At 75.0% G+C, this 18,310-nt stretch carries 15 protein-coding genes; 8 read left to right on the top strand and 7 right to left on the bottom strand.

From position 1 onward, the window contains the following. The first annotated feature begins 178 nt into the window (after positions 1 to 178). Positions 179 to 607 (top strand): SDR family NAD(P)-dependent oxidoreductase, encoded by a 429-nt coding sequence (locus IE98_RS49260; protein WP_159400988.1) that lies wholly within the window; start codon positions 179 to 181, stop codon positions 605 to 607. Here IE98_RS49260 and IE98_RS0120230 read toward each other — a convergent pair. From IE98_RS0120230 to IE98_RS0120210, 5 genes are all read right to left on the bottom strand, one after another. Further along, complete coding sequence (locus IE98_RS0120230; RefSeq protein ID WP_030270821.1) at positions 565 to 1,557, bottom strand: MazG family protein; 993 nt, start codon at positions 1,555 to 1,557, stop codon at positions 565 to 567. The two genes, IE98_RS49260 and IE98_RS0120230, sit on opposite strands and share 43 nt — an antisense overlap. A 68-nt stretch (positions 1,558 to 1,625) precedes the next feature. Beyond that, positions 1,626 to 2,264, bottom strand: a complete 639-nt coding sequence (locus IE98_RS48100) for a SurA N-terminal domain-containing protein (protein ID WP_030270819.1) — start codon at positions 2,262 to 2,264, stop codon at positions 1,626 to 1,628. Between the two features lie 155 nt (positions 2,265 to 2,419). Next, a complete protein-coding gene (locus IE98_RS0120220) occupies positions 2,420 to 4,171 on the bottom strand; it encodes a serine/threonine-protein kinase (RefSeq protein WP_063748973.1) in 1,752 nt (583 codons plus the stop codon). Then, positions 4,168 to 4,800 carry a hypothetical protein gene (locus IE98_RS44790; RefSeq protein ID WP_052390723.1) on the bottom strand — a complete coding sequence of 211 codons (633 nt, stop codon included), beginning with the start codon at positions 4,798 to 4,800 and terminating at the stop codon, positions 4,168 to 4,170. Before IE98_RS44790 ends, IE98_RS0120220 begins: the two co-directional genes overlap by 4 nt. A 108-nt stretch (positions 4,801 to 4,908) precedes the next feature. Next, positions 4,909 to 7,077 carry an N-6 DNA methylase gene (locus IE98_RS0120210; protein ID WP_030270815.1) on the bottom strand — a complete coding sequence of 723 codons (2,169 nt, stop codon included), beginning with the start codon at positions 7,075 to 7,077 and terminating at the stop codon, positions 4,909 to 4,911. A 256-nt stretch (positions 7,078 to 7,333) separates the two neighbouring features. Here IE98_RS0120210 and IE98_RS0120205 point away from each other — a divergent pair, with 256 nt between their 5' ends. The 6 genes from IE98_RS0120205 (at position 7,334) to IE98_RS0120180 (ending at position 11,518) form a co-directional block, all read left to right on the top strand. Further along, positions 7,334 to 7,918: a DUF4352 domain-containing protein gene (locus IE98_RS0120205; RefSeq protein ID WP_030270812.1), complete on the top strand. Its 585-nt coding sequence runs from the start codon at positions 7,334 to 7,336 to the stop codon at positions 7,916 to 7,918. Positions 7,919 to 8,416: 498 nt separating this feature from the next. Then, on the top strand, positions 8,417 to 8,788 hold the full coding sequence (locus IE98_RS49255) for a type VII secretion target (protein WP_159400987.1): 372 nt from the start codon (positions 8,417 to 8,419) through the stop codon (positions 8,786 to 8,788). A 2-nt stretch (positions 8,789 to 8,790) separates the two neighbouring features. Beyond that, a complete protein-coding gene (locus IE98_RS0120195; protein ID WP_030270808.1) occupies positions 8,791 to 10,053 on the top strand; it encodes an amidase domain-containing protein in 1,263 nt (420 codons plus the stop codon). 59 nt (positions 10,054 to 10,112) lie between these two features. Then, complete coding sequence (locus IE98_RS0120190) at positions 10,113 to 10,469, top strand: hypothetical protein (RefSeq protein WP_030270806.1); 357 nt, start codon at positions 10,113 to 10,115, stop codon at positions 10,467 to 10,469. 381 nt (positions 10,470 to 10,850) lie between these two features. Next, on the top strand, positions 10,851 to 11,105 hold the full coding sequence (locus IE98_RS0120185) for a hypothetical protein (protein ID WP_159400986.1): 255 nt from the start codon (positions 10,851 to 10,853) through the stop codon (positions 11,103 to 11,105). After that, entirely contained in the window at positions 11,102 to 11,518 is a 417-nt protein-coding gene (locus IE98_RS0120180; protein WP_030270803.1) for a hypothetical protein, read from the top strand. The genes IE98_RS0120185 and IE98_RS0120180 overlap by 4 nt, the downstream gene beginning before the upstream one ends. A 51-nt stretch (positions 11,519 to 11,569) precedes the next feature. On the opposite strand, the gene mfd is transcribed toward IE98_RS0120180, so the two are convergent. Further along, positions 11,570 to 15,187 carry a transcription-repair coupling factor gene (mfd, locus tag IE98_RS0120175; RefSeq protein ID WP_030270802.1) on the bottom strand — a complete coding sequence of 1,206 codons (3,618 nt, stop codon included), beginning with the start codon at positions 15,185 to 15,187 and terminating at the stop codon, positions 11,570 to 11,572. A gap of 564 nt (positions 15,188 to 15,751) precedes the next feature. On the opposite strand from mfd, the gene IE98_RS0120170 reads away from it, so the two are divergent. Further along, positions 15,752 to 17,065: a nucleotide sugar dehydrogenase gene (locus tag IE98_RS0120170; RefSeq protein WP_030270800.1), complete on the top strand. Its 1,314-nt coding sequence runs from the start codon at positions 15,752 to 15,754 to the stop codon at positions 17,063 to 17,065. A 15-nt stretch (positions 17,066 to 17,080) separates the two neighbouring features. Here IE98_RS0120170 and IE98_RS0120165 read toward each other — a convergent pair whose 3' ends face one another. After that, on the bottom strand, positions 17,081 to 18,271 hold the full coding sequence (locus IE98_RS0120165; RefSeq protein WP_030270798.1) for a hypothetical protein: 1,191 nt from the start codon (positions 18,269 to 18,271) through the stop codon (positions 17,081 to 17,083). Positions 18,272 to 18,310 lie beyond the last annotated feature (39 nt).

Below are 18,310 nucleotides of genomic sequence, written 5' to 3'. Positions count from 1 at the left end.
CCGGCGCGGGGCTCGTGCGGGACGGCCGGAACCGATCGGCCCGGACGGGCGTGAGCCTGGTCACCTGGGGGGTAATCCCTGTTGCGGAGGGTCGCGAGGTGCCTACGATCCTCCGATAACCGTGAGGGCGGACGTGCGGAGCCGCCCGCGGGGTGTCGTGCTCAGAGAGGAGCAGGCCGTGCGAGTAGCCGGGGCAGTGGTCGTCATCGCCGTACTCAGCGGGGGTGAGGGGGCGGATCTGGCCCGCCGCTTCGCCGCCGCGGGCGCCGCGGGCATGCTCGTCGCCGATCTGCGCCCGGGTGTGGCGGAGGACCTCGCCGCCGAGCTGGACCGCCCCGGCTGCCCGGTGGTCGGCGTCAGCGGCGACGTCCACCAGCCCAGCGACGTCGCCGCCCTGGTCGACACCGCGAGCAAGCACCTCGGCCGGATCGACCTCTTCGCCGTCGCCGGCCCGTACGGCGAGCGGATCGTCTCCTTCGCCGACCTGGACGACAACCTCGCCCCGCTGGCCGAGCTGCTCGCGCTGGTCGGCGAGGCGATCGGCGAGGTCGTCCCGCCGCAGCGTCAGTCCGACAGCCCCTCGGCCGTCCGCACCGCCGTCCGGTAACGGCGCGCCGCCCCGCGCAGCGCCGCGTCGACGTCCACCCCGGCGTCGTAGGCGCGCTGCGCCACCGCCAGCAGCAGCTCGCCGGCGCTCTCCGCGGTCAGCTCCCGCGGCAGCTCGTACGGGGCGTCCGGCACGGCGGTGAAGCCGGCCCGGCGCACCCGGGACACCAGCTTGGCCGCGTACGCCAGCGCGGGCAGGCCCGCGGGGACGCCGTCGAGCACCGACTCGCGCTGCTTCTCGGCGGCCTTCAGCTGCTCCCAGTTGGCCTCGACCTGGGCGGAGCCGGTGGCCTCCACGTCGCCGAAGACGTGCGGGTGGCGGTACATGAGCTTCTCGACGATGTCGCCGGCCACGTCGTCGACGGAGAACGGGTCCTCCGGGTGCTCCTCGGCGATCCGCGCGTGGAAGAAGACCTGCAGCAGGACGTCGCCGAGCTCCTCGCGCAGCGTCTCCCGGTCGCCCTCCTCGATCGCCTCGACGAGCTCGTACGCCTCCTCGACCAGGTACTTCACCAGCGACTCGTGGGTCTGCTCGGCGTCCCAGGGGCAGCCGCCGGGCGAGCGCAGCCGGTCCATCACCGAGGCGAGGTCGAGCAGCCGCGCGCCCGGCAGGTCGTACGAGCCGGGCAGCAGCTCGATCTCGGGGACGCTGCCCGCCTCCTCCACCGCGAGCCGGGCCAGGGCGTCGGTGAGGCCCGGGTCGCCGTCCGGGCTGCCCAGCCAGACCACCGGGGCGGCCTCGGCCAGCATCCGGGCGAGCGCCGGAGCGGACGTCCGCCCGACGGTCTCCACCTCGACGCCGGCCTGCCGCAGCGCGGGAAGCTGCGGGTGCTCCGGGTCGGCGGCCAGCACCCGGCCGGCCGACCGCAGGGCCTCCCAGGCGGGCCAGGACAGCAGGCCGGGGGCGACCCGGTGGGTGGTGGTCAGCAGGATCAGCTTCGGAGTCTCCACACCCCCGAACCTACCGTCCCTCGGCGGCGCCCCCGCGGGCGTCCCGCCGGGCGCCGCGGGCGGACCGGTCAGGCGGACGGCGCGCGCTGCGGCAGCCAGTCGGTGGTGCTGTCGACCAGGGCGATCTTCTGCGGGTCCCAGCGGCCGTAGCGGGGGTTGACCTCGACCCGGAGCTCCTGCCCGGCGTCGGCGAGGGCCTTGCGGACGACCGCGTCGCCCTGTTCGGTCCGGGCGTCCTGGCCGGCCGCGGAGGCGATCTTCTTGATGCCGATCTGCTGCCGGTAGAAGCCTGCGACGTCGTCGGGGGCGACGCCCTGGCGGAGCAGCAGCTGGCGCTGCAGGGCGGCGTCGCCGCCGAGCATCTGGGCGTCGGTCTGCCGGGCCTGCGCGATCTCGCCCTCGGAGACGGTGAGGCCGCGGTCGGCGAGGGCGCGGGCGATCACCCGGTCGAGGACGAGTTCGGCGACCGTCCGCCGGACCAGCCCGGCCTGCTCGGTGCCGGCGCCGCCCGGGGAGGCCGCGGCCGCCGCGTCCCGCAGTTCGCCGACCTTGGCCTGCACCTCCGCGATCGGGATCCGCTCGTCGCCGACCACCGCCGCCGCGCCCTGGTGGGCCGGTGAGCCGCTGCACGCGGTCAGCACGGCGGCCGCGAGCAGGATCCCGGCGGCCGTCCGGGCCGGGCGGGGGACGGAGCGGGTGCGGATCACGTGGTGCCTCCCGTGCGGTGGGTGGGGCTGTGTGGGTCCGGTGCGTGGGGCGCCGCGGGCGCCCGGTGGTTCTCCTGACTGGAGTGAACAATAGGGAGCCGTCCGCGCGTTGCCCAGACCCCCGCCGCCGGGGCGGCCGTGCGGACCTGTCCGGATCAGCCGCCCGCGGCGTACGGGTTGCCGGGCACCGGGGTCGGCGGCGGCGCGGTCGGGACGAACAGCCGCGGGTCGGCCCGTGCGGTGCCCGGCGGCCCGGCGGGCGGCGGAGGGGCGAGCGTCGGAGGGACCGCCGGGCGGGTCGTCCCGGGCAGCGGGGTGGCGGTGCGCAGGGCGCCGATCCGGTCGAGCAGCGCGCGCAGCCGGCGGACGTCGGCGTGGTGCGGTCCGCGGCGGCGCTCGGTGTCCAGCAGGAGTTCGAGCAGGGTGTGCCAGGCGCCGTCGTGGTCGCCGGCCGCGGTGAGCAGCCGGCCGGTCCGCTCGCGGACCTCCAGCGACCGGTCGGAGTCGGGCGGCAGCGCGGCGGTCAGCTCCCGGTACTCGGCGAGCGCCTCGCCGGTGCGGCCGAGGCGTTCCAGGCAGTCGGCGGCGCGCTGCCGGTGGTCGAGCGCGGCCGGGTCGTAGGGGCCGCGCTCGGCGGCGGTCGCGGCGGCGAGCAGCCGGTACTCGGCGAGCGCCTCCTCGGCGCGCCCCTCCTGCAGCAGGGTGCGGGCCCGGATCGTCCGGACGGTGTGCAGCAGCGGGGCGCCGTCGCCGTGGGCGGCGGCGATCCTGGGCAGCAGTCCGGCGGCGAGGTCGACGACCTCGGTGTGGCGGTGGGCGGCGACCAGGTCGGAGAGCCGGGCGCAGGCGGCGGTGAGGTCCCCGTCCGGTTCGGCGCCGCGCGACGCGACGGCGGCCATCAGCACGGGGGCGGGGTCGGCCGGGGGCGCCGGGTCCGGCAGGGAGAGCCTCGTGGGCGGGGGCGCCGCGGTGCGGGCGGGCGCCGGGTGGTGCGGGTGGCGGTAGGGGCGGGCCGGGTCGGGCAGCGGGCCGTGGGGCGGCTGCGGCCCGGCGGAGGGGCCGGGCAGCAGCGGCTGCAGGACGGCGTGGACCTGCTGGGCGTCGGCGGGGCGGTCGGCGGGCTGCTTGGCGAGCAGGGCGAGGACCAGCCGCTCCAGGGCCGCCGGGACGTCGGGCCGCAGCTCGCGCAGCGGGGGCGGCGGCTCGTCGACGTGGCGGCGCAGGACGCCGAGCGCGGTCGGGGCGGTGAACGGGGCGTCGCCGGTGAGCATCTCGTGCAGCAGGCAGCCGAGTGCGTAGAGGTCGCTGCGCGGGTCGACGCCGGCGGCGAGGGCCTGTTCGGGGGCCATGTAGGCGGGGCTGCCGATCGGGGTGCCGGTGAGGGTCAGCCGGGTGGCGTCCGGGTCGAGGGCGGTGGCGATGCCGAGGTCCAGCAGCACCGTCCGCCCGTCCGGACGGATCATCACGTTGCTGGGCTTCAGGTCGCGGTGGACGACCGGGACGGCGTGCACGGCGGCGAGCGCGGAGCAGAGCTGCGCGGCGGTGGCGGCCGCGCGTTCGACGGTCAGCGGGCCGTCCTCGGCGAGCAGGTCGGCGAGGCTGACGCCGGGCACCTGCTGCATGACGAGGTAGAGCTCGCCGCCGTCGGTGCCGGCGTCGAAGACGGTGACCAGCCCGGGGTGGTCGAGGGCGGCGCTGATCCGGCTCTCCCGCAGGAAGCGGCGGCGCAGTTCGTCGCCGCGGCTGCGGGTGGCGTCCTCGGGGCCGAGCAGGTCGGTGCGGAGCAGTTTGACGGCGACCCGCCGGTCGAGCCGCTGGTCGTGGCCGGCCCAGACCTGGCCCATGCCGCCGTGCCCGATCTTCTCGGTGAGCCGGTAGCGGCCGTCGACGACCCGGGCACCGGTCACGGCCTGCCGTCCCCGGCCTGCCGGCGCAGCAGCTCACCGAGCTGCTGCAGGTCGTCGCTGCCGGGCGCGGCCCGGACGGTGGGCGGGTGCGGGGCGGGCGCGGCCTGCTGCGGCCCGTACGGCGGCTGCGGCTGCGGCTGGTGGTACTGCGGCTGCTGGGGCTGCGGCTGCGGCTGGTAGTGGGCGGGGGTCTGCGGCGCCAGCCCGGTCAGGGTGGGGGCGCCGGGCGGGTACGGGCTCGGCAGGAGCAGGCCGTGCGGCGGCCACGGGGCGGGGGCGCCCTGGCTCCTGCGGTTCCAGACGGCCGCACTGTCCATGATCAGGAAGTGGGCGGGCGCGCCGATCCAGAGCACGATCGCGGTCAGCCCGGTCACGTCGGCGTACCAGGTGCCGGTGGTCTCCTTCGGCGAGAGGCCGAGGACGACGTACATGGTCAGTTGGACGAGCCCGAAGAACACCGCGCCGAGCACGTCCACGGCCCGGCGGCGGCGCGCGGCGAGCAGGACCGACGGCGCCATGCCGAGCAGACCGAAGGTCAGCAGCGGCACCAGGCAGACGAGGATCCTGTGGAGCAGGCTGAACGGGCCGCCGGCGCTGGGGCCTGGCTGCCCGTACAGGGGGCCGGACATGGGCGCTCCTGTGCGGGGTCGAGGGTGTGTCGCACACCGTACCGTCACACCGCCCGACCGAGCAGGGCCTTTCCGCCCCGTGGCGCCGGCGGCCGGCCCGACGCCCGGTCAGGCCGGTCCGGCTCCGTCCTGCCGTTCCGTCAGGCCGCCGGTGGCGAGGCCGTCGGTGAGCCCCCGGGCGAGGCCGCGGCCGAGGGCGGCGGCCCGGTCGAGGGCCGCCTCGAAGTCGGCGATCCGGCGGAAGGCCGCGCCGAGGGCGCGCTGGCGCCCGGGCGGGACGCGCGGCAGTTCCACCCGGCGGACGTCCAGCCGGGTGGTGGTGGAGGCGTAGCTGCTGGCCCGGCGGGCGCTGCCGGTGGCGCGCAGCACGCCGGCCAGGAAGTCCGGGTCGAGCTGGGCGGGATCCGGGCGCAGCAGGTGCAGGCGGGGGCCGAGGGCGACCCCGTCCAGCGGGCCGCCGGCCCGCACCACCCGGGCGGTGCCGCCGCCGAGGGCGGGGACGAGGACGTCGCCCGGGCGGGTGGTGAGCGGCGCGCCGGCGGCCGTGGTGGCGGTGGGCGCGGTGCCGGCGATCAGGTCCTGGTCGGTGAGGAGGGGGGTGCCGGGCGGGCCGTCGCCCGGCGCGGCCGGCAGGACGCCCTGCCCGCTGGAGTGCACCTCCAGGGCTCCGGTGCGGGCGAGTTCGCCGACGGTGACCAGCGGCGCTTCGGCGGGTGACGGGGTGTCGGCGACGGCGGGCAGGGCGGTCGCCGGGTCGGCCGGACCGGCCAGCAGTTCGGCGAGCCGGGAATGCAGGTGGTGCAGGGCGGCGGCACCGCCGTCCGGGGCGGCGGCGGGCAGGTGGCGGGCCGGCGACAGGTCGGTCTCGTCGTCGAGCAGGTCGAGGGCCGGCACCGCCCGGTGGACGCCGGGCCGGTCGGCGGGCAGGGCGGCGCCGGTGCGGGCGGCGGTGTCGAAGGCCCGCCAGGTGTCGAGGACGGTGCGGTGCAGGGCGGGCCAGTCGACCCGGTCGCGGCCGCCCTCGGCGGCGGGGTGGGCCGCGGCGGCGTCGAGCAGCAGGACCCGGCGGAAGTCGTCGCCGGGGCGGGGGCCGCGGAGCAGCCACAGGTGCAGCGGGACGCCGTAGGGCGGGGCGGTGCCGGCGGGCAGCGCGACGACGGCGCGCAGCGCCCCGGAGCGGACGAGCTCGGCGCGGATCCGGCGTCCGGCCCGGCGGGAGGCGACGGTCGGCGGCAGCAGCAGGGCGGCGAGGCCGTCGGGGCGGGTGTGCGCCAGGCAGTGCAGCACCCAGGCGAGTTCGGACTCCCCGCGCGGCGGGACGAGTCCGCCGGGCCAGCGGGAGTCGTACTGCAGCTCGTCGTGGCCCCAGTCGCGCTCGTTGTAGGGCGGCTGGCAGAGCACGGTGTCGGCGGTGAGGCCGGCGTGGGCGTCGGCGCGGAGCGAGTCGCCGGGGCGCAGGTCGAGGGCGAGCGGGCCGGGTGCGTCCGGCGGGGTGTTCAGGGCGAGCCGCAGCAGGGCGAGGGCGGTGTGCACCGGGTCGAGGTCCTGGCCGCGGCGGTCGGCTCCGGGGCCGGCGGCGAGGAGCAGGGCCCCGAGTCCGCAGGCCGGGTCGAGGACGGTGCCGCCGGCGCCCGCCGGGGTGTCGAGGTCTGCCGGGTGGGCCGGATCCGCCGGGTCGGCCAGGGCGGCGAGCAGCGCGGCGGCCTCGGGCGGGGTGGCGGCGCTCGGGCGCGCGGCGGCCTCGGCGTGACGGGTGAGGAGTTGCTCGTACGCGTCCGCGGGGCCGTGCTCGGCGGCGAGCCGTTCGAGCATCCGGACGAGGTCGAGGTAGGTCGCGCCGGCCAGCCGCGGCAGGGCGAGCAGGGCGGCGCCGTCCGGGCCGAGGGCGGCCGCCGCGGTCTGCAGCAGCAGGCGGGGCAGGGCGGTGGCGAGCCGGGTGTCGGGCTCCTCCCGGAGCGCCTGCCAGCCGGCCGGGTCGCGGTGCAGCTGCAGCAGCAGGGCGCCGGCCGCGAGGAGCGGCGCGGCCGGGTGCCCGTCCGGGTCGCGGAGGGTCTCCAGCTGCTGCCGGACGCGTTCCAGCAGCGGCAGTTCGGCGATCTTGCCCTGGGCGCGGAGCCAGTGCTCCACCTCGTCGAGGCGGAAGGTCGGGCTGGTGTCGGTGCCGCCGGCGGGCTGCGGGAAGTCGGGGTGGCGGCGGCGCCAGTTGCTGACGGCGGCCCGCCCGACCCCGGCCAGGCGGGCGATCTCGACGGCGGTCACCTCGGGACGGTCCGGCATCGGGGCTCCTCGGTCGAGCGGCGGTGGCGCGCGTGCCGCGGGGTGCGGGGTGCGGGGTGCGGTGCAGCGGTGCGCGGTGCGCGGCGCGTGTGACCGCCCAGCATAGCCATGCGCCACCCCACCACCGTTCACATGTGAACAGATACGTTTCATGAATCACCGTTGACAGTGTTCACAGTCCATGGTGTGATCTGGTCATCGCCGAAACGGCCCGGAGCCGCGGCGAATCCACCCGCCACCGTTGGGAGTTCACGCCATGAACCGCAGCACCGCCCGCCGCTCCGCCGCCGCCCTGCTCGCGGCCTCGCTGGTCGCGCTGGGGGCCACCGCCTGCAACACCGGCGGATCCTCGGTCTCCACCGAGGCGAAGAAGCCCGCCTCGGGTGCCCCGGCCTCCGCCGGCGGCGCCAAGCCGGCCGCCGCGGCCCCGGCCAAGGTCGGCGACACCATCGCGCTCAAGGGCTTCGAGAAGACCACCACCGCCGACGTCACCGTGGTCAAGGTCGTCGACAACGCCGAGGGCGAGGACGAGTTCAGCAAGCCGGGCGACGGCAAGCGCTTCGTCGCCGTCCAGTTCCGCATCAAGGCCACCGGCAAGGCCTACAGCGACGCCCCGGCCAACAGCGCCAAGCTGCTGGACGCCCAGGGCCAGTCCTTCACCACCAGCCTCTTCGACACCAAGGCCGGCCAGGGCTTCTCCGGCTCGGTGAACATCGCCCCCGGCGAGAGCGGCCTCGGCTTCCTGACCTTCGAGGTCCCCAAGGACGCCGCCCTCGACAAGGTCCAGTTCACCCTGGACAGCGGCATGGCCGACCAGACCGGCCAGTGGAAGCTCGCCTGACCGGTCGAACCTATGGGCCGCCGCCCCGGCGAAGCGCTACGGCGGGGCTCCCGGCCCTGGCACGGCAGTTACCGATCAGACCGGCAGCGGCCAGGAGTCTCCCGAACCAGGATCCCGCCGCCGCGTCGCTGCTTCCGGAGGAACAGCGCGTCCGGCCGGTTGGAAGGCTGCTGCACTCCGCGCCGAGTTCGCCGGGCCCACGCCTGCCGGTCCGATGGCCAACGCGTGCGGCTCCCCGCGCGCGACAGCTCGCGCAGGCCCCCGTGGCGGGCAGTCGGCAGCCCTGCGGGCTCGACCACCGCGGCGCAACCCGCCGGCACCTGGTACCAGAGCAGCGCCAGGGCTCCGTCCACCGGGACTGCCCGTCTTCCGGCACCACCTGCCGCCGGGCCGGTCGCCGCCACGGAAGGTAAAGGTGTCCCCATCTCTCCGTTGCGGTTCGTCGACGGGACTCCGGCACCGGCGCGCCGCCCCTGCCAGTCGAACAGAATGGTTCGCGTGCCTGCCGACGGAGAGGTCGGCGGGCCGGGGGACTCGGGGGAAACATTGAACGACATCCACGTTCGCACGGACGTACTCCGGCAGTCTGCGAACGGGCTGGAGGGCACGGCCGGGCAGATCGGCCCGGCTGCCGGCCACTGGCTGGACGACAGCTTCACCGCAGCCGCCACCCTGACCGGATGGGAGTCCGGGCCGGCGCTGCGGGCCTGCGCCGAGGCCTGGCAGACCCACATGACGGCCGTGGTCGGCCAGTTGCACACCTACGCGGATCAGTTGCGCGACTCGGCGCACTCCTACGATACGGCCGAGCAGGAGTCCGTCCGTCGGCTCGGCGCGGCCCTGGCCGACCTTCACTCCACGGAGCGTTGACCATGGACATCGCAGCACTCAAGGCCGCACGCAGTGTCGATGTCGACGCGGCCGCCGAAGGGTGGACGGAACTCGCCAGGGAGTCCTGGCAGGCGGTCAACGACATCCATGCCAACGGTGTCGACCCGCTCAAGACCGACTGGAAGGACCGGGTCGGCGAGGCCGCGGGCCGAAAACTCGAGGAGCAGGCTCGGATACTGGAGGCCGGCGCAGACATCATGCGCGGCGTGGCCATGGTCCTCGACGGCCTCGGTGCCACTATCACCCGGGCCAAACTGACCATGAACGCCGCACTCGACATGGCCAGGGACCACGGCCTGACCGTCGACGAGGCGACCGGCACGGTCCGCGGCCCCTCCGGCGGTGCGGACTCGTCCACGGACAACATCGTCCAGGAGGTCGACGCGCTGCTCCAGGAGGCCCTGCGCGAGGCGTCCCAGGCCGACCGGCAGGCCGCGGCGGAACTCCGCAAACTCGGCGCCGCCACGTGCGAGACAGACCCGGAGAAAGCGTTGGACGACCTCCAGGGCGAGGCCTCCCGGGTCGAGCTGAACATGTACACAGGAGGCATCCCCGACGGGAAGGACCCCCGTCTTGTCTCCGACTGGTGGGCCGCTCTGTCCGACAACCAGCGGAAGCAGTTGATGCTTTCCGACCCGGTGACCCTGGCCGACCTCCCGGGCATTCCCGACAACGTGAAACTCGAACTCCGCGGCGGCCCGGGCACCAAATACGACCGCGTGAAGACGGTGCAGTGGGCCCTGGAGCACTGGGACGACACGAGCATCGACGCCTTCGACGACAACTGCACCAACTTCGCGTCCGAAGCGCTGCACCAAGGTGGCGTGCGCGGCAAGGGCGACTCACTGTTCGGCTGGCGGGGCGACGACACCTGGGGCCGCAGCACCGATCCGGGCGACGACTGGCTGTCCGAACGGGTCGACTACTCGAAGAGCTGGGCCGGTGCCCAGAACATGCACGACTTCATGATGCGCCACGGCGGCCAGGAGATCCCGGCCGACCAGGTCCGCCCCGGAGACATCGTCTACTACGAGGAGGACTCCGACCAGGATTCCCAGGACACGAAGGGGGCCATCCACCACACCGCGGTCGTCACGGCGGTGACCCCGGACGGGGACATCCGGTACACCCAACACAGCGGTGGCATGAAAAACGCCAGCGTGGACGGCCGGATCGATGCCTTCCAGGAACATCGGGGGCATCAGAAACTGCACTACGTGCGCGTGAATCCGGATTGGTACTAGAGATGGCAAGCCGCCACACACCGTCGCGTCGGTCCGGAGCCCGCGGCCCCCTTCTGCTGATGATCGCGGGCTGGGCCTGCACCGTCCCCGCGTTCACGGCGGACAGCGCCGTGCAGGCCGTGGTTTCCCGGTGCCACGACAGCCCGGGGGCTCCGTGGTACGTGCTGCCACTGGCCTGGGCGGGACTCGCGGCGGGCGTCGCAGCCGGCCTCTGGGGCGGTTGGCAGCTTGCAGTGGTGTTCCGCGGCCGCTCGCGCTCCGTGGGCGCCGGGCACGCCCTGCTCTGTGCGGTGCTGCCGCTGGCCGTCGTCGGTGCACTGTTCCAGGCGGAAGGCGTCAGCACGGCCGACGGGCGGACCGGCCACCAGCACAGCGCCTGCGCCGGCCTCGGGCGGCCCGCCCCGCACAACGGCTGAGCCGGTCCGGGCTCCGTCCGTCACCGTACGGACGGACGGAGCCCGGACCGCCCACGTCAGCGCCTCGTACCTGCCAGGACGGTGGGCCGTGGGCCAGGTACGACGGGGACGTCCGCTGCACCTCGCACAACAGCAACAAGCTCAACGCCGACGTGGCCGGCCGTCTGCCGTCCTTCGAGGAGAGCCACGGCAACCTCAAGGTGCACTACGTGCGCGTCGCCCCGGATTGGTACTGATCATGGAGAACACCGCAACCACCGAGCGCTGCCGAAGGTGGAACCGTCTGGCGGTCCTGCTCACCGCCGCCGTCTTCCTGGGGCTCGCCTGCTCGCTCTGCGCCGAGGCCGCGGACGGCCGGTTCGTGACGGCGCCACTGGCGGCGTGCCTCGACAGCCCCGGGCTGCCGGCTGCCGCGCCGCTGCCGCCTGGGCCGGTCCGGTGCTCGGCGGCGGCGCCCTCGCCGTCATCCCGGTGCTGCTGTGGACGGGCACCCGGGGACTGCCGGGCGAACAGCCCCTGCTGGTACCGCTGTTGAAGACGATGATCACCGTCGGGTTGCTGTGTCTCGCCCTGGAGGCGATGACGCTGCACGCCCTCCTCCCCCACACCGGCCCGCACCTTGCGAGGTGCCTGTGACCGCGACCGACCGCACCACCGGCCTGCCCGACGGCCGGAAACGGCAGCGCCGGACACTGCGGGCGGCCCTCGCCCTGGTGGCGGCCGGGCTCGTCTGCTCCCTGTACCTCGCCGCCCAGCGCGTCGGCCACCGCGCGGTGGCGGCGTGCGACCCCGACCCTGGAATCCCCGTCACGGCCCGGGTCGTCGGCCTGGCCGGCCTGCTGGCGGGCGCCGCCGCCCTCGCACTGTGCCACCACCTGGTGGCGGCCGGGAGGCTGCCGGAGGCAGCGCGGAGCCGACACGCGGCGATCGGGCTGCGGGTACTGCTCGGCCTCGCCGCGGTGTGCGTCGCGGTCGAGGTGGTGCAGCTCCACCTGGCCGCGCCGCACTTCCTCTCGCGACCGCCGCTCGGCCCGTGCGACCTGCCGTGACCGTGGACGGACCGGCCCGCCGGGGCCGGCCGGTCCGTCCGCGGCGGGGCGTCAGCGCTTGGCGCCCGCCAGGTCGTCGAACATGGTGGTGAGGAACTCCGTGCTCCAGGCGAGGAGTTCGCGGCCGAGCAGCGGCTTGCCGCCGATCCGGCCGCCGCTCACCGGGCGGGGCACCAGCAGGTGCGAGGTGGCGGTCTTCACCTGGGTGCGCGGGTAGAGCCGGTTCAGCCGCAGCTGCTGCGACTCCCGCAGCTCCACCGGGCCGAAGCGGACGAAGTTGCCCTGCAGGGTGATGTCGGCGACGCCGCACCGCCGGGCGTACAGCCGCAGGCCGGCCACCATCAGCAGGTTCTCCACCGGCTCCGGCAGCTTGCCGTAGCGGTCGGTGAGCTCCTCCCGGACGTGGACGATGTCCTCCTCCGAGTCGACCGCCGCGATCGAGCGGTACGCCTGCAGCCGCAGCCGCTCGCCCGGCGCGTAGTCGTGCGGCACGTGGGCGTCGACCGGCAGCTCGATCTTGACCTCCAGCGGCTCCTCCTCCGGCACGGCACCGCCGCTCTCCAGCGACTCCCGGAACTCCGCCACCGCCTCGCCGACCATCCGCATGTAGAGGTCGAAGCCGACGCCCGCGATGTGGCCGGACTGCTCGCCGCCGAGCAGGTTGCCGGCGCCGCGGATCTCCAGGTCCTTCATGGCGACGTACATGCCGGCGCCCATCTCGGTGTGCTGGGCGATCGTGGCGAGGCGCTCGTGCGCGGTCTCGGTGAGCGGCTTCTCCGGCGGGTACAGCATGTAGGCGTAGCCGCGCTCGCGGCCGCGGCCGACGCGGCCGCGCAGCTGGTGCAGCTGGGAGAGGCCGAAGGTGTCGCCGCGCTCGACGATCAGGGTGTTGGCGTTGGAGATGTCGATGCCGGACTCGACGATCGTCGTCGACACCAGGACGTCGAACTCCTTCTCCCAGAAGTCGACGACGACCTTCTCCAGCTGGGTCTCGCCCATCTGTCCGTGCGCGGTGGCGACCCGCGCCTCGGGGACGAGCTCCTTCAGCCGGGCGGCCGCCCTGTCGATCGACTCGACCCGGTTGTGGATGTAGAACACCTGGCCCTCGCGCAGGAGTTCGCGGCGGACGGCGGCGGCGATCTGCTTCTCGTCGTACGGGCCGACGAAGGTCAGCACCGGGTGCCGCTCCTCCGGCGGGGTGGTGATGGTGGACATCTCGCGGATGCCGGTGACGGCCATCTCCAGGGTGCGCGGGATCGGCGTCGCCGACATGGTCAGCACGTCGACGTTGGCCCGCAGCTTCTTCAGCTGCTCCTTGTGCTCGACGCCGAAGCGCTGCTCCTCGTCGACGATGACCAGGCCGAGGTCCTTGAAGCGGGTCTCCGACGAGAAGAGCCGGTGGGTGCCGATGACCACGTCCACCGAGCCCTCGAAGAGGCCCTCCAGGACGGCCTTCGCCTCGCTGTCGGTCTGGAAGCGGGAGAGCGCCCGCACGTTCACCGGGAAGTTGGCGTAACGCTCGGCGAAGGTCGAGAAGTGCTGCTGGACGAGCAGCGTGGTCGGCACCAGCACCGCCACCTGCTTGCCGTCCTGCACCGCCTTGAAGGCCGCGCGCACCGCGATCTCGGTCTTGCCGTAGCCGACGTCGCCGCAGATCAGCCGGTCCATCGGGACGGACTTCTCCATGTCCGTCTTGACCTCGCCGATGGTGGTCAGCTGGTCCGGGGTCTCCGCGTACGGGAAGGCGTCCTCCAGCTCGCGCTGCCACGGGGTGTCCGGGCCGAAGGCGTGGCCGGGGGCCGCCATCCGGGCGGAGTACAGCTTGATCAGGTCGGCGGCGATCTCCTTGACCGCCTTCTTGGCGCGCTGCTTGGTCTTCGCCCAGTCGGCGCCGCCGAGCCGGTGCAGGGTCGGTGCCTCGCCGCCGACGTACTTGGTGACCTGGTCGAGCTGGTCGGACGGCACGAACAGCCGGTCGCCGGGGTGGCCGCGCTTGGCCGGCGCGTACTCCAGCACCAGGTACTCGCGGGTGGCGCCCTGCACGGTGCGCTGCACCATCTCCACGTACCGGCCGACGCCGTGCTGCTCGTGCACCACGTAGTCGCCGGCGGTCAGCGCGAGCGGGTCGATGGCGTTGCGGCGCCGGGACGGCATCCGGCGCATGTCCTTGGTGGAGGAGCGCTGACCGGAGAGGTCGGTCTCGGTGACGACGGTCAGCTTCAGCGCCTCGTCGACGAAGCCGTGCTCGATCGAGCCGCAGGAGACGTACACGACGTCCCGGGTCGGCGCCTCGGCGAGGTCCGCGACCAGCCGGGCCGGGATGCCCTCGCCGGAGAGCACCTCGGCGAGCCGGGAGGCCGGGCCGTGGCCCTCCGTCACCATGACGACCCGCCAGTCGGCGTTCAGCCGCTCCTTGGCGTCGGCGATGGCCCGGGCGGTGTCGCCGCGGTACGCCTCCACCGCGTGCATCCCGAGCGTCAGGGTGTCGGCGTCGAATTCGAGGATGCCGCTGACCGTCGAGTCGCTGGTGGCGAACGGGCTGACGGACCACCAGGGCAGTCCGATCTCCGCGGCGTGCTCGCGGACGTCCGCCAGCGACCACAGCGAGGCCGCCGAGACGTCGATCTCCTCGACGTCGATCGGCCGGTCGCCGCCGGCGGCCGCGGCCACCCAGGACGCCTGCAGGAACTCGTGGCTGGTGGCGACCAGGTCGGCCGCCCGGGTTCGGACCCGCTCCGGGTCGCAGACCACCGCGATCGAGCCCTTCGGCAGCACGTCGAGCAGCAGCTCCATGTCGTCCACCAGGACGGGCGCGAGCGACTCCATGCCCTCGACGGCGATGCCCTCGGCGATCTTGTCCAGGATCTCCGCCAGCCCCGGCTGCCGCACGGCCAGCTCGGCGGCGCGCGCCCGCACCTCGTCGGTCAGCAGCAGCTCGCGGCAGGGCGGCGCCCACAGTCCGTGCTCGGCGATCTCCAGCGAGCGCTGGTCGGCCACCTTGAAGTAGCGGATCTCCTCGACGTCGTCGCCCCAGAACTCCACCCGCAGCGGGTGCTCCTCGGTCGGCGGGAAGACGTCCAGGATGCCGCCGCGGACGGCGAACTCGCCGCGCTTCTCGACCAGTTCCACCCGGGCGTAGGCGGCCGCGGCGAGCCGGTGCGCGACCGCACCCAGGTCGTGCTGCTCGCCGCGCTGCAGCGCCACCGGCTCCAGCTCGGCCAGCCCCTTCACCTGCGGCTGCAGCACCGAGCGGACGGGCGCCACGATCACCTGCACCGGCCCCGCGGCCGCGTCGTCGGCACGCGGGTGGACGATCCGGCGCAGCACGGCGAGCCGGCGGCCGACGGTGTCCGAGCGCGGCGAGAGCCGCTCGTGCGGCAGGGTCTCCCAGGCCGGGAACTCGGCGACGGCGTCCGCGGGCAGCAGCGAGCGCAGGCTCGCCGCGAGGTCCTCGGCCTCCCGGCCGGTGGCGGTGACGGCCAGCACCGGGCGGCCGCTCTCGCCGGCCTTCGCGGCCAGCGAGCGGGCCAGTGCGGCGACGGCGAAGGGCCGCGCCGCCGGCGGGCCGACGAGGTCGAGGTGCTGCCTGTGGCCCGTGGCCGCCGCTTCGATCGCCTCGGCGAGGGCGGCGTCCCGTACGACGACATCGAGCAGTCCGGACAGGCTCATGCTTGTTTGGCTCCACGGCTGGAGGGCCCGGCGCCGAGCGGTCGGCCGGGCAACGCGAACGGCCCGGAACGCGGAACGCCCCGGGGGTGTCCAGCCTACGCCGCGCGGCCCCCGGACACCCCGCGCACCGGGCGGGGTGCGCGGCACACAGCAGGGCAGAACGTCAAGAACTCGACATACTCCTGTCACTGCCCGTCCATGGACGCCGCGCAGGATGGTTCACGTGCCCGCCGCACCCAACCGTGGGGGATGGCTGCAGCGGCGCCGTCGCAGCCCGATGGGGGTCGGGAGTGCGAAGGCCGGACGGCCCTGGGTGGGGGCGGCCGGCAGTTGTGGAGGCCCGGGCCGCCCCTGCGGGGGCCGCCCGGGCCTCGCCCTTTCCGGTGCCCTTTCCCGTCCCGGGTGCCGCCCTTGCCGGTGGTGCGGGCCCCGTCGCGGGCCCGTCGCACGCGTTTGCCCGAAGCCGCCCGCGCACGGCCGCGCTCTCCGTACCCTCGTGTGAAGAAGGTGTGGGCCCGCCCCGCAGGGGGTGTGCGCACCGCCGCGATGAGGGGGTACTTCGTCATGCGCGTGGTCATCGCTGGGCAGGGGTACGTCGGGCTGCCGCTCGCCGTCCGGGCCGCCGAGGTGGGGCACACGGTGGTCGGGTACGACGTCGACGAGCGGCGGATCAAGCGGCTGGCGGTCGGCGAGTCCTACGTCGAGGACATCCCCGGTGCGCGGCTGCAGCCGCTGCTGGACTCCGGCGCCTACCTGCCCTCGGCCGACCCCTCGGACGTGGCGGGCTTCGACCTCGCGGTGATCACGGTGCCCACCCCGCTGCGCGACGGCGCCCCCGACCTCTCGTACATCGAGGCCTCCGCGCAGCTGCTCTCCCGCCACCTGCGGCCCGGCGCGACGGTCGTGCTGGAGTCCACCACCTACCCGGGCACCACCGAGGAGCTGCTCGCCCCGCTGCTGGAGGAGGGCTCGGGGCTGCGCGCCGGCGCCGACTTCCACCTCGGCTACTCCCCCGAGCGGATCGACCCGGGCAACCCGCAGTGGCGGCTGGAGAACACCCCCAAGGTCGTCTCCGGCACCACGCCGGAGGGGCTGGCCACGGTCGACGCCTTCTACGGGCAGCTGGTGGAGCGGACCGTCCCGGTCTCCTCCTGCAAGGAGGCCGAGCTGACGAAGCTGCTGGAGAACACCTTCCGGCACGTGAACATCGCCCTGGTCAACGAGCTGGCGATGTTCGCCCACGACCTCGGCATCGACGTGTGGGAGGCGATCGACGCGGCCTCCACCAAGCCCTTCGGGTACCTGCGGTTCACCCCGGGGCCCGGCGTCGGCGGGCACTGCCTGCCGATCGACCCCTCGTACCTGTCCTGGCGGGTGGAGCGGACCCTCGGGCGGTCCTTCCGCTTCGTGGAGCTGGCCAACGACGTCAACAGCCACATGCCGGACTACGTGGTGCAGCGGCTCACCGAGGCGCTCAACGAGCGCCGCCGCTCGGTGAACGGCTCGCGGGTGCTCGTCCTGGGCCTGGCCTACAAGAAGAACACCGGCGACGCCCGGGAGACCCCGGCCGCCCGGGTGGTCGAACTGCTGACCAGGATGGGCGCCGAGGTCCGGGCCGCCGACCCGCACGTGGTGGCCGGCGTCCACGTCGCCGAGCCCGCCGTCCCCGGGCAGCGGACGGCCTCGCCCGACCACGAGGGCGACCCGCTGGCCACCGTCCGCCGGGTCGAGGCCACCCCCGAGGAGCTGGCCGCCGCCGACGCCGTGGTGCTGCTGGCCGACCACGACGAGTTCGACTACCCGGGCATCACCGAGCACGCCCGGTACGTGCTGGACTGCCGTCGCCGGCTGACGGGTGCCGCGGTCGAGGTGCTCTGAGCCCCGGGCGGCCGCTCAGCCGCGGCGGGTGACCCGGTTGGGACGGGTGTCGTGGTCGATGCCGTCGTCCACGATGACGATCTTCGGGACGATCTTCGGCTCGGCGTCGGACTCCTCGGCCCCGGACTGCTCCGCCACGTCCTCCGCCGGGGCCGCGGCCTCGACGGTCGGGGCGGCGGTCGGGGCAGCCGGGGCAGCCGGGGCGGGGGCCTCCTCGGCGGTCTCGGCCGGCGACGGCTTCTTCATCAGCAGGTCGAGGGTCATCTCCGGCTCGTTCGCCTCCTTGGCCGCGGCCTCCAGGGCGGCGGGGCGGCTGCCGGGCTCGATGCTGCCCAGGGCGGCGCCGGTCAGCTCGGCGAGCGTCTTCTTGACCGTGTCGAGGCGCTCCTGCATCTCGGCGTGCCGGCCGGCGAAGTCGGACTGGTCCTGCTCGCTGTTGGACCGGATGTTGTCGGCCTTGCGCCGGGCGGCGGAGAGCACGTCCTCGGCCCGCTTCTGGGCGGCGCCCTCGATGGCGCGGATCTCCGCGAGGATGTCCTCGCGGTGCTGCTCGGCCTCCCGCAGGCGGCGCTCCGCCCCGGAGGTGATCTTGGCCTCCTCGGCGTCGGCCCGGGCCTCCGCCTCGGCGAACATCTCGTCGGAGCGGCGCCGCAGCTCGGCCAGCTTGGCCTCGGCGCGCTCCTCGGCCTCCGCGGCGGCCACCCGGGTGCGGGCGGCGTCGGCGGTGGCCGTGTCGTGGGTCGTCCGGGCGTCCTGCTCGGCCTGGTCGACGATCGCCTCCGCCTCGGCGCGGTTGCGGTCCTCGGTGGCCCGGGCAGCCTGCTCGGCCTCGCCGCGGACGGTCGCGGAGTGCCCCTCGGCCGAACGGGCGGCGGCCCGGCCGGCCTGCTCGGCGTCCTCCTTCGCCTGCTCGGCGTCGCGGGCCGCGTTGTCCCGGACGGCCGCGGCCTCGTTCTCGGCGATCAGCATGAGGGCGCCGGCCTGGGCGCTGAGCCGGCCGTAGTCGGGTTCGGGCGCGTCCTCCTTCGCCTGGAGGATCTCGCCGAGCCGCTTCTCCATCTCCCGCAGACCGGCCCCGAGCACGCTGAGCCGCTCCCAGGCCTCGTCGCGGTCGGCGGTCAGCGCCCGGAGGGTCGCGTCGACCTGCTCCATGGCATAGCCGCGGCGGGCCACCGTGAAGCCGTGCTGGGAGACGGCGTCGCTCATCGGCTCTTCCCCTTGTGCTGTGGGTGTGCATCTGTTCGC

It is taken from the genome of Streptomyces sp. NRRL B-24484, from assembly GCF_000717715.1.
Taxonomy (GTDB): domain Bacteria; phylum Actinomycetota; class Actinomycetes; order Streptomycetales; family Streptomycetaceae; genus Kitasatospora.
This window is presented reverse-complemented; position numbering and strand designations above follow the sequence as displayed.

Coding starts and splice junctions, on each gene's coding strand:
- mfd (WP_030270802.1), bottom strand. CDS start 15,187: ATGAGCCTGTCCGGACTGCTCGATGTCGTCGTACGGGACGCCGCCCTC.
- IE98_RS44790 (WP_052390723.1), bottom strand. CDS start 4,800: ATGTCCGGCCCCCTGTACGGGCAGCCAGGCCCCAGCGCCGGCGGCCCG.
- IE98_RS0120165 (WP_030270798.1), bottom strand. CDS start 18,271: ATGAGCGACGCCGTCTCCCAGCACGGCTTCACGGTGGCCCGCCGCGGC.
- IE98_RS0120210 (WP_030270815.1), bottom strand. CDS start 7,077: ATGCCGGACCGTCCCGAGGTGACCGCCGTCGAGATCGCCCGCCTGGCC.
- IE98_RS0120190 (WP_030270806.1), top strand. CDS start 10,113: ATGATCGCGGGCTGGGCCTGCACCGTCCCCGCGTTCACGGCGGACAGC.
- IE98_RS0120170 (WP_030270800.1), top strand. CDS start 15,752: ATGCGCGTGGTCATCGCTGGGCAGGGGTACGTCGGGCTGCCGCTCGCC.
- IE98_RS0120205 (WP_030270812.1), top strand. CDS start 7,334: ATGAACCGCAGCACCGCCCGCCGCTCCGCCGCCGCCCTGCTCGCGGCC.
- IE98_RS0120195 (WP_030270808.1), top strand. CDS start 8,791: ATGGACATCGCAGCACTCAAGGCCGCACGCAGTGTCGATGTCGACGCG.